Here is an 11,364-nt window from a genome sequence, read left to right as displayed (position 1 = left end):
AGGTCCCCTGAGCTATCGGTGTGAGCAGCCACTTGCACCGGGCCGTCTGGTCCGGGTACCGCTGGGTTCGCGCGAGGTGCTGGGGGTGGTCTGGGAGCAGGCCGGACAGCCCCCCGCCGGGTGGGATGCCGCACAGATCCGGCCCATCAGCGCCGCCCTGGATGGCCTGCCACCGCTGTCGGCCGGCTGGCGGCAGCTGGTGTCGTTCGCGGCGCGCTACTACCAGCGTGGGCTGGGCGAGATGGCGCTGTCCGTGCTGCCGCCGGCCTTGCGGGATCTGGACAGCATCCAGTTGGGGCGGCGGCTCAAGCGGCTCGACAAAAAAGGCAACAAGCCCGCCGACACGACCGGCGACGATCCGGTCGTCCAGGCCGACACCCGGCCCGAGCCGAGCGACGAGCAGCAGGCCGTGCTCGACGCCCTGCCCACCATTGACAAACCGGTGCTCCTGTACGGCGCCACCGGCAGCGGCAAGACCGAGGTCTATCTGCGCGCGACCGAACGCGTGCTGGACGAGGGGCCGACCACCCAGGTGCTGGTGCTGGTGCCCGAGATCAACCTGACACCGCAACTGGAGGCGCGTTTTCGCGCCCGCTTCGAGCCCCGCCATGGAACGGCCGCGGTGGTCAGCCTGCACAGCGGCATGACGCCGGCGCAGCGCCTGTCGTCCTGGCTGGCGGCCCATGCGGGACAGGCCCGCATCGTGCTGGGGACGCGCATGGCCATCTTCGCCAGCCTGCCGGGCCTGCGGCTCATCGTCGTGGACGAGGAGCACGACCCGAGCTACAAGAGCCAGGAAGGCGCGCGCTACTCGGCGCGCGACCTCGCGGTCTACCGCGCCAAGGTCGAGACGGAGCACAGCGGCCAGCGCTGCCAGGTCATCCTGGGCTCGGCCACGCCCTCGCTGGAGAGCTGGCACGCGAGCGAACAGGGGCGCTATGCGCGGCTGGAAATGCCGGGGCGCATCGGCGGCGGCAGCCTGCCCCGCCTGCGCGTGGTGGACATGAACCACCAGCCCAAGGGCGCCACGCTCTCGCCGCCGCTGCTGGCGGCGATGGAGGAGCGCGTGGCGCGTGGCGAACAGTGCCTGGTACTGCTCAACCGGCGCGGCTACGCCCCGGTGCTGGCCTGCGACGCCTGCGCCTGGAAAAGCCAGTGCCCCCACTGCAGCGCCTTCCGGGTCTTTCACAAGATCGACCGCACGCTGCGCTGCCACCACTGCGGCTTCACACAGCGCGTACCCCGCGCCTGCCCCGATTGCGGCAACCTGGACATCGCGCCCATCGGCCGCGGCACCGAACAGGTCGAGGAACAGCTCGCCGGCCTGCTCTCGCACGTGCGGCGGCCCGACGGCGCGCCGGCCCGGGTGGCCCGCATGGACGCCGACACCACCCGCCACAAGGGCAGCCTGGAGGCGCAACTCGATGCGCTGCACAGCGGCGAGGTGGATGTGCTGGTGGGCACCCAGATGATCGCCAAGGGACACGATTTCCGCCGCATCACGCTGGTGGCCGGGCTGAACGTCGATGCCGGCCTGTTCGCCAGCGACCACCGCGCCCCCGAACGCCTGTTCGCCCTGCTGATGCAGGCGGCCGGGCGGGCCGGGCGCGATGCCGGGCAAAGCCGGCAAAGCGAGATGTGGATCCAGACCTGGCATCCGGGCCATCCGCTGTTCCACGCGCTCAAGCGCTACGACTACCCCACCTTCGCCGCCCAGCAACTGGCCGAGCGTGAGGCCGCGGCCATGCCGCCCTTCGGCCACCAGGCCCTGCTGCGCGCCGATGCCCGCACGCAGCAGACGGCCCAGGCCTTTTTGCAGATGGCGGCCGACCTGGCCGAAGATCTGCCCGGCCGCGCCGAAGTGACGCTGTATCCGCCGGTGCCACTGACCATTCAGCGCGTGGCCAATGTGGAGCGCGCACAGATGCTGGTCGAGGCCGCCTCGCGCGGTGTGCTGCAGCGCTTTCTCGGCGCCTGGCAGCCCCGGTTGCTCGACGGTCGCCAGCATCCCGCGTCACGCGGCCTGATCCGCTTCCTCGTGGACGTGGATCCGTTGTCGGTCTGAAACCCGGCAGAGCTGTCATCGACCTGTCACGGGCCCGCGGCACGATGGCGGTGTGCGAGGCGCCCCGCCACAAGGGGCCGCACACCGGCCACCCCTGCGGTGGCCGATTCACGATTGCCCGCTGGCGACACGAACAAGCCCCCGGGGCCCATGGCCGCGGGGGCTGGCATCAGGAGCGCATCGGCGACGCGCGCCCCCGACGGCTGGCAGGGGATCACTTCTTCAGGTCGAAGCGGTCCAGGTTCATCACCTTGGTCCAGGCAGCCACGAAGTCCTTGACGAACTTCGTCGCGCCATCGGCCGCACCATAGACCTCGGACAAGGCGCGCAGCACCGAATTGGAGCCGAACACCAGATCCACGCGGGTAGCCGTCCACTTGACCGCACCACTCTTGCGCTCGCGCACCTCGAACAGCTGGCGCTCCGGCGAGGTGGGCTGCCACTCGTAGGCCATGTCCAGCAGGTTGACGAAGTAGTCGGTCGTCAGCACGCCCGGGCGCTCGGTGAACACGCCGTGGCGGCTGCCATCCCAGCTGGCGTCCAGGGCACGCATGCCACCGACGAGGGCGGTCATCTCCGGCGCCGTCAGTGTCAGCAGTTGCGCCTTGTCGATCAGCAAGGTCTCGGCCGACTGCGCCGGCGTGGCCTTCAGGTAATTGCGGAAACCGTCGGCGAACGGCTCCAGGTAGGCGAAGGACGCGACGTCGGTCTGGTCCTGGCGCGCATCGACACGGCCTGCCGCGAACGGCACCGCGATAGTGACACCCGCCGCCTGGGCGGCCTGCTCGATCGCCACACCACCGGCCAGCACGATCAGATCGGCCAGCGACAGCCTGGTGTCCGGCTGCAGCGCTTCGAGTTTTTCCAGCGCCTGGACCGCACGCTGGTTGACCTGCCAGCCACGCTGCGGATCCAGGCGGATGCGCGCACCGTTGGCACCGCCGCGCTTGTCGCCACCGCGGAAGGTCGAGGCCGAGGCCCAGGCCAGGGTGACCAGGTCACCGACCGGCAGGTTCAGCGCCGCGATCTTCGCCTTCGCGTCGGCGACGTCGGCCGCACCCGGGTTGTGCGCCGGCGCCGGCAGCGGATCCTGCCAGATCAGGTCTTCCTTCGGCACCTCCGGCCCCATGTAGCGGGCCTTCGGCCCCATGTCGCGGTGGGTCAGCTTGAACCAGGCGCGCGCGAAGGCTTCGGAGAAGGACTGCGGATCGTTGAGGAAACGGCGCGAGATTTTCTCGAACTCGGGGTCGAAGCGCAAGGTCAGGTCGGTCACCAACATGGTCGGCTTGCGCTTCCTGGCCGGGTCGAACGGGTCGGGGATGATCTCCGGCGCATCCTTGGCCACGAACTGGATCGCGCCGGCGGGCGAGCGCTCCTGCACCCATTCGTACTTGAACAGATTCTCGAAGAAGTGATTGCTCCACTGCGTGGGCGTCTGCGTCCACACCACTTCCAGCCCGGAGGTGATGGCATCGGTGCCCTTGCCGCTGCCGTAGCTGCTGGCCCAGCCCAGGCCCTGCAGTTCCAGCTCGGCGGCCTCCGGCGCCGGTCCGACATGGGTCGCCGGGCCGGCGCCGTGCGTCTTGCCCAGCGTGTGGCCACCGGCGATCAGGGCCACGATCTCCTCGTCGTCCATCGCCATGTTGCCGAAGGTGGCGCGGATCGCTGCGGCGGCCGAGCGTGGATCGCCGCTGGCGTTCGGGCCTTCGGGGTTCACGTAGATCAGGCCCATCTCGGTGGCGGCCAACGGGTTCTTGGCCAGCATCTCCGGGTCCCGGTGCTGGGCCACCCACTCTTTTTCCGTGCCCCAGTTCACGTCCTGGTCGGGTTCCCACACGTCCTCGCGGCCGGCGCCGAAGCCGAAGGTGCGGAAGCCCGAGGCTTCCAGTGCCACGTTGCCGGCCAGGATCATCAGGTCGGCCCAGGAAATCTTCTGGCCATACTTTTGCTTGATGGGCCACAGCAGGCGGCGCGCCTTGTCCAGGCTCACATTGTCCGGCCAGCTGTTGAGCGGCGCGAAGCGCTGTTGCCCGCGGCCGGCACCACCACGGCCGTCCACCATGCGGTAGGTGCCCGCGCCGTGCCAGGCCATGCGGATGAACAGTCCCGCATAGTTGCCCCAGTCGGCCGGCCACCAGTCCTGCGAATCGGTGAGCACCCGCTTGAGGTCGGCCTTGAGTGCGGCGTAGTCCAGCTTCCTGAACTCGTCGGCATAGTCGAACGATTCGCCCAGGGGATTGGACCGGTTGGAATGCTGGTTCAGCAGGTCCACGCGCAGCTGGTCCGGCCACCAGTCCTGGTTGGTCGTACCGCTGCCGGCGGGGTGGAAGGGACACTTGGCCGCGCTCGCTGTGTTGCTCATCGGGATCTCCTGTTGGAAAGGTGGCGGGTGCCTGAAAACCATCGGTCAATACGTGGCTGCCAGGGCAGCGAGCATGTCCAGCCAGGTGGGCGGGTTGCCGGTCTCGCTTTGGTAAGTGCTCATGACAGCGCTCCGTGTTGTCGAGCCACTACTTTAGGTTGCCCCTACCCGCATGTCCATGAAATTGATTTCATGTATTCAATAGCATATGTCTATGCGGCGCCGCAGCATCCGTCAGGCGGCGTGCCGCTCAGGCCAGCCAGGCGACGGCGGCCGAGAACGTCAGGAAGGCCGCTGTCGTGGTCACGAGGATGATGCGGGCGATGCGGCCGTTGTCCGCCCCCATGCGCTCGGCCAGCAGCGACACATTGCTGGCACTGGGCAGCGCTGCCGTCAGCGTCATCACGACCAGGGCAAAGCGGCTCAGCGGCGCCCCCAGGGCGATGGCCAACGAGCCCGCGCCGAACACCAGCAGCGGGTGCAGCAGCAACTTCAGCAACGCCACCGGCAGATAGTCCGACACCGGCATCGGGTAGTTGGCCTGGATCTGCGAGCGCGCCAGCACCGCACCGATGGTGAACAGTGCCACCGGCGAGGCGGCGTCGGCCAGCAGCCAGACCGTCTTTTCCACCGGAGCGGGCAGACCGAAATGCGCCGCCGAGGCCAGTGCGCCCAGCCCGATGGCCCAGGGCATGGGGTTGGTGACCACGCCACGCAAGGCCTTGCGCGCGGCCACGGCCATGGCGCGCCCGCCATGCCCCTCACCCTCGTCGAGCCGAGACAGCGCCACGCACAGCGAACTGGTGACCACCATGTCCACCAGCATCAGCAGGATCACCGGGCCCGCGGCCGACGGTCCCAGCAGGGCCACCAGCAGCGGCACCCCCATGAAGCCGGAGTTGGGGAAGGCCGCCACCAGCGCACCGAACGAAGCATCGTTCCAGCGGATGCGCTCGTTGCGCGTGAGCGCGATCGTCACCGCCACCATCACCAGTGCGCAGGCCAGGTAGATGCCGCCCACCCAGGCGTCGAGCAGTTGCGCGATCGGCGTAGTGGAGCCGAAGCGGTAGAGCATCGCCGGCAGCGCGAAGAACAGCACGAAGCTGTTGAGCCCCGGAATCGCCTCCAGCGGCAGCAGGCGCCAGCGCGCAGCCACGAAACCGGCGAGCACGAGCGCGAAAAAGGGGAGGGTGACGAGCAGGATGTTCAGCACGGCGGCCATTGTCTCAGGACCGGGCCGGTATCATTGCCGGCTTCGTCTTGCCCTGCCCATGTCCGCTGGTCTGAACCTTGCCCAACTCGATGCCGTGAATCACCTGGCCGGCCCCTGCCTGGTGCTGGCCGGCGCGGGCTCGGGCAAGACACGGGTGATCACCCACAAGATCGCCCGGCTGATCCAGGCCGGACTGGCGGCCGAGCGCATCGCCGCCATCACCTTCACCAACAAGGCCGCCGCCGAAATGCGCGAGCGCGCCGGCCACCTCGTCGGCCGCGACGCGAGGAAGGTGCTGATCTGTACCTTCCACGCGCTGGGTGTGCGCCTGCTGCGCGAGGACGGACAGGTGCTGGGCCTCAAGCCCCAGTTCTCCATTCTCGACACCGACGACATCACCAGCCTGCTCAAGGACTGCGGCGGCACCACCGATGCCAACACGGCGCGTGCCTGGCAATGGACCATCAGCGCCTGGAAAGGCGCCGGCATGAGCGCGGCCGACGCCCTCCGGCAGGCCAGGGACGAAAGCGAACGCCAGATCGCGGCCATCATGGCGCGCTACGAGGAGCGCCTGACGGCCTACCAGAGTGTCGACTTCGACGACCTGATCCGCCTGCCGCTGAAGCTGCTGGGCGAACACCCCGAGGTGCGCGAGAAGTGGCAACAGAAGCTCGGCCACGTGCTGGTGGACGAGTACCAGGACACCAACGCCACGCAGTACGAGTTGCTCAAGCTGCTGGTGGGCGAGCGCGCGCGCTTCACCGCCGTGGGCGACGACGACCAGAGCATCTATGGCTGGCGCGGTGCCACGCTGGACAACCTCAAGCGCCTGCCTGTCGATTTCCCGCAGCTCAGGGTCATCAAGCTGGAGCAGAACTACCGCTCCACCAGCGCCATCCTGCGCGCCGCCAACAACGTGATCGGCCCCAACCCCAAGCTGTTTCCCAAGACCCTGTGGAGCGAGCTGGGTGAAGGCGAGCCGGTGCGCGTGGTGGATGCCGACAACGAAGAGCACGAGGCCGAGCGCGCCGTCGCGCGCATCCAGAGCCTGCGCGCCAACAGCCCGCACAAGGAGTGGCGGGACTTCGCCATCCTGTACCGCGCCAACCACATGGCCCGCGCCTTCGAGCAGGCGCTGCGGCGCGCGCAGATCCCCTACAAAGTATCGGGTGGGCAGAGCTTCTTCGACAAGGCCGAGATCCGCGACCTGTGCGCCTGGATGCGCCTGCTGGTCAACAACAACGACGACCCGGCCTTCGTGCGCGCAGCCACCACGCCCAAGCGCGGCATCGGCCACACCACACTGCAGCAACTGGGCACCTTCGCCACACAGTACAAGCTCAGCCTGTTCGAAGCCCTGTTCTCGCACTCGCTGCCCAGCGCGGTCAGCGGCCGCGCCATCACCACGCTGCACGAGTTCGGCCGCCTCATCAACGATCTCGAATACCGGGCCCGCCACACGGTGGGCGCCGAGGCGGCGCGGACCTTCCTTGATGACTGGCTCAAGGAGATCGGCTACGAGCAGCACCTGTACGACAACGAGGACAACGAGAAGGTCGCGGCGGCCCGCTGGGGCAACGTGATCGACTTCTGCGACTGGGTGGCCGGGCGCTGCGGCGGCCAGGTGCCCGACCAGACCGGCGCCGAGGGGGCCACCGAACGCAAGTCCGTGCTCGAGGTCGTGCAGACCATCGCGCTGATCTCGACCCTGAGCGAGCGCGAGCAGGACCAGAACGTGGTCACACTCTCCACATTGCACGCCTCCAAGGGCCTGGAATGGCCGCACGTGATCCTGGCTGGCGTCAACGAGGGGCTGCTGCCGTTCAAGACCGACGACGCCGACAGCGACCTGTCGGCCGAAGCCCTGGCCCAGCGCGTGCAAGAAGAACGCCGCCTGATGTACGTCGGCATCACGCGCGCGCAACGCACCCTGGCCGTGAGCTGGCTCAAACGCCGCAAGAAGGGTCGCGAGAGCGTGCCGGGCCAGAAAAGCCGCTTCATCGGCGAAATGGCGCTCGACCAGGCCACCACCCGGGAAGACCCGCGCGAAAAACTGCGCGCCCTGCGAGCCGAGTTCGCGCAGCGCGCTGCCACCCGGGTGGAAACGCCATGAAGTCCCTGCTTTCCTGCTCGCTGGCGCTGGCACTGGGGCTGTGGTCAGGCGCCCCTGCCCACAGCCAGACCACCGGTGCCGGCTCCTGCTGGCTGCAGGGCGATGTCGAACCGGCACAGCTCCACGGCCTTTGGCAGCTGACCCTCTGGCCCGAGGACGGTGACGGGTCGCGCCCCGTGTCCACCGGCGCGGTCCTGTTCGAACCCCACCCCGAATACACCGATGGCGTGCGCGGCCACCTCAAGCGCAGCGGCCCGGGCAACGACCTGCAGGCCCTGGTTTCCGGCGACGTGGACGACGGCGAGTTCGCACTCGACGAGTCCGCCGATGGCGTCCGCATCGACGCCGCGTGGATCGGCTCACTGCCCCCGGCCGCCTGCGGCCATGAAATTCGCGGCCTCCGGCACCCGGCCGGACCGGCCGACGGCCCGCGGCTCAATTTCCTGCTGCGACGCGCACCGCGTGGCTGACGCCTCGCCCCACCGGGCCCGGCTGCGATAGCAAAACCGCTATCTCGCTCATAGCCACGCCCTATCAAACCACGCTCACCCCGTTGACTCAGGTCAACACGATAGCGGGTTAACCCTTGGAGGATGGGGGCACCGGGTTCGGCGTTTGCGCCAGCAAATGCTGCCGAGGACACCCGGTGCATACGAGAACTCAGCCCAGAAAGTGAGAACCCCATGACGCCCAAGATCGCCTGGACCCTGCGTGCCATTGCTGCCGCTGCCGTACTCGGCAGCAGCATGGCTGCTGTCGCGCAATCCGACGAACCGGTTTCCCCCGTTCCCGCCCCGAAAGCCGTCAATCCGGCCGCGGTCGAACTCGGGAAGAAACTGTTCTTCGATCCCCGGCTCTCCAAGTCCGGCTTCATTTCGTGCAACAGTTGCCACAACCTCAGCATGGGTGGCTCCGACAACCTCAAGACCTCGATCGGCCACAACTGGCAGCGCGGCCCCATCAACTCGCCCACGGTCCTCAACTCGCGCATGAACCTGGCCCAGTTCTGGGATGGCCGCGCCAAGGACCTGAAGGAACAGGCAGGTGGCCCGATCGCCAACCCGGGCGAAATGGCCTTCACCCACGAGCTGGCGGTCGAAACCCTGCGCTCCATCCCCGGCTATGTCGAGGAGTTCAAGCAGGTCTTCAATACCGACCAGTTGAGCATCGACGAAGTCACCACCGCCATCGCCGCGTTCGAGGAGACCCTGGTTACGCCCAACTCGCGCTTCGACCAGTGGCTCGACGGCGACAAGACGGCCCTGACCAGGGACGAGCTCACCGGCTACCAGCTCTTCAAGGAAAGCGGCTGCGTGGCCTGCCACAACGGCCCCAACTTCGGCGGCAACTCGTTCCAGAAAATGGGGCTGGTGCAGCCGTACAAGACGGCCAACACGGCACAGGGCCGCATGGACGTGACCGGCAAGGACATCGACCGTTTCAACTTCAAGGTCCCGACGCTGCGCAACGTGGAACTGACCTACCCCTACTTCCACGATGGCGAGGCCGAGACGCTGACGCAGGCCGTCGACGTGATGGGCCGTCTGCAACTGGGCCGCGAGTTCAGCACCGACGAGAACGCCAGGATCGTGGCCTTTCTCAAGACCCTGACCGGCCAGCAACCGCAGTTCACGCTGCCCATCCTGCCGCCATCGAGCGACAAGACACCCAAGCCACGCCCCTTTGACTGAGCGCGCGACGCCCGGATCCGGACAGAGAGCCGCCACCGCCACTGGCCCTCCGGCCGGGGAACATATCCCGCTGACGGCGTGGCGACGTCGTGCCGTGGGGCGAAAAAAAGCATGGCTTGCCCAAGAGCGGCTGGCTAGCAAAAACGACCCGGATGTGCACCACACGCCGGGTCGCCCCACGATGAGAAACGGCGCGCGGGTTCGGCATCAGCATCCGGCACCGTCACGGCCATGGCTGCATTATATCTGCAAACACAAATCATTCTCAATTAAAAAGAATGATTTGACCCGTGCGCTGCCCTCGCCGCCTTCTACATATAAACGATTGATGATACAAGTGGGGTCACAACATCCCGGCATATCCAGGAGACCTTGATGAGCCCATGGCTGACCCGACACCGGGCACCCACCCTCGCCTTTTCCACCGCTCTGTGGAGGCTGCACTGGCAACGCGCCGCCGCAATGGTGCTGGCCGCGCTGACACTGACGGGCGCCGCCGCCATCTCGCACGCTGCCGACGACGCACAACCACCGCTGAACCTGCAGCAGGTCAGCCCCCACGGCTATTTCGTTGAAGGTTTGACCCAACTGGGCTCGCCCCAGAACCAGAACTTCATCAGCAACGCCGGCTTCGTGGTCACACCGGCCGGGGTGGTCGTGATCGACGCGCTCGGCTCGCCCCGCCTGGCCGAGCGCCTGCTCGCGGCCATTGCCCGGGTCACCGACCAGCCGGTGACCGACGTCATCGTGACGCACTACCACGCCGACCACATCTACGGCCTGCAGGTGTTCCAGCGGAGGGGCGCGCGCATCGTGGCCCACCGGGGTGCACGCGAGTACCTGCAATCCGAGACCGCCCATCTGCGCCTGGAGGCTTCGCGCACCGACCTGGCCCCCTGGATCGACGCCGGGACCCGGCTGGTGCCCGCCGACGAGTGGGTGGACGGCCCGGTGCGGTTGCAGCGCGGCGGCATCACGTTCGAGATCGATCACGTCGGCCCATCGCACACACCCGAGGACCTCACGGTGTTCGTTCCGTCCGAGCGGCTGCTGTTCGCCGGCGACCTGTTCTTCAACGGCCGCCTGCCCTTCGTCGGCAAGGCCGACAGCAGCCAGTGGATCCGGTCGCTGGACCAGGTGCTCGCGCGCGACACCGCCGTGGTCGTGCCCGGGCACGGGCCAGCCTCGCGCGATCCGGCCCGCGACATCGGCATGACGCGCGACTACCTGCACCACCTGCGCGAGAGCATGGGCAAGGCGGTTGACGACTTCGTGCCCTTCGAGGAGGCCTACACGGCGACCGACTGGTCGGCCTTCGAGCACATGCCCATGTTCGGCCCGGCCAATCGCATGAACGCCTACAACACCTACCTGCTGATGGAAGAGGAAGCCCTGGGTCGCCAGGCGCCGTCCCGGTAGTGCCGACCAGGCCTGCCCCCGGCCATCGCGGGGCACCCGGCCGGCGCCGCCCCCGGAAACGACGAAGCCCTTGAGTCCATCAGGAATCAAGGGCTTGCGTTATCTGGTGGCTGGGGCGGAATCGCAAAATCCGCGCAAAACCAGTATTCATGCGGACCTTGGCCGTTACAAAAAAGTCTGGGGTACGGGCCAGGGTACGACGTAGAAAAGATACAAACTTGTCCTTGGTTCGATGCTGAAATCCACCCGAGGCCCTCTCTCGCACGTCTTGCATGCCGAGCGCCACTGGCTCATGCGCGCGCGAGACAACCTGCGCTATGAGGTCCCTGATGGCCAGGTCAAATTCCCCCACCCGTGGCCACCCCAAATTCCCCCAGGCAGGACGCCCAGATTATGACGATTCGGGGCTGACTGCGTATTCCACGCGATGGCGGACACGATTCCACGCTGATGGCGGACAGTGTTCCACCATGATGGCGGACACCGTTCCACGCTGAAGGC

Annotated in this window: 7 protein-coding genes; 5 read left to right on the top strand and 2 right to left on the bottom strand. The window is 67.6% G+C overall.

Annotated features, from left to right (window positions below):
* Positions 1–2,065: primosomal protein N' (priA, locus tag PHQ87_RS03320; protein ID WP_300231207.1), on the top strand; the 2,065-nt coding region annotated here is incomplete at its 5' end.
* A gap of 214 nt (positions 2,066–2,279) precedes the next feature.
* On the opposite strand, the gene katG is transcribed toward priA, so the two are convergent.
* Positions 2,280–4,427 (bottom strand): catalase/peroxidase HPI, encoded by a 2,148-nt coding sequence (gene katG / locus PHQ87_RS03315; RefSeq protein ID WP_300231204.1) that lies wholly within the window; start codon positions 4,425–4,427, stop codon positions 2,280–2,282.
* Between the two features lie 250 nt (positions 4,428–4,677).
* Positions 4,678–5,640, bottom strand: a complete 963-nt coding sequence (locus PHQ87_RS03310; RefSeq protein WP_300231201.1) for an AEC family transporter — start codon at positions 5,638–5,640, stop codon at positions 4,678–4,680.
* A gap of 58 nt (positions 5,641–5,698) precedes the next feature.
* Here PHQ87_RS03310 and PHQ87_RS03305 point away from each other — a divergent pair, with 58 nt between their 5' ends.
* The 4 genes from PHQ87_RS03305 (at position 5,699) to PHQ87_RS03290 (ending at position 10,863) form a co-directional block, all read left to right on the top strand.
* Positions 5,699–7,753, top strand: coding sequence for a UvrD-helicase domain-containing protein (locus PHQ87_RS03305; protein ID WP_300231198.1), 2,055 nt, complete (start codon positions 5,699–5,701; stop codon positions 7,751–7,753).
* Positions 7,750–8,223 carry a hypothetical protein gene (locus PHQ87_RS03300; protein WP_300231196.1) on the top strand — a complete coding sequence of 158 codons (474 nt, stop codon included), beginning with the start codon at positions 7,750–7,752 and terminating at the stop codon, positions 8,221–8,223. Before PHQ87_RS03305 ends, PHQ87_RS03300 begins: the two co-directional genes overlap by 4 nt.
* 213 nt (positions 8,224–8,436) lie before the next feature.
* Complete coding sequence (locus PHQ87_RS03295) at positions 8,437–9,444, top strand: cytochrome-c peroxidase (RefSeq protein WP_300231194.1); 1,008 nt, start codon at positions 8,437–8,439, stop codon at positions 9,442–9,444.
* Positions 9,445–9,906: 462 nt separating this feature from the next.
* Positions 9,907–10,863, top strand: a complete 957-nt coding sequence (locus tag PHQ87_RS03290; RefSeq protein ID WP_300231241.1) for an MBL fold metallo-hydrolase — start codon at positions 9,907–9,909, stop codon at positions 10,861–10,863.
* The last annotated feature ends 501 nt before the right edge of the window (positions 10,864–11,364 follow it).

It is taken from the genome of Hydrogenophaga sp. (assembly GCF_028698005.1).
In the GTDB taxonomy this organism is placed as follows: domain Bacteria; phylum Pseudomonadota; class Gammaproteobacteria; order Burkholderiales; family Burkholderiaceae_C; genus Hydrogenophaga.
The sequence above is the reverse complement of the archived record's forward strand: the minus strand, read 5'-3'. Positions and strand labels throughout refer to the sequence as shown.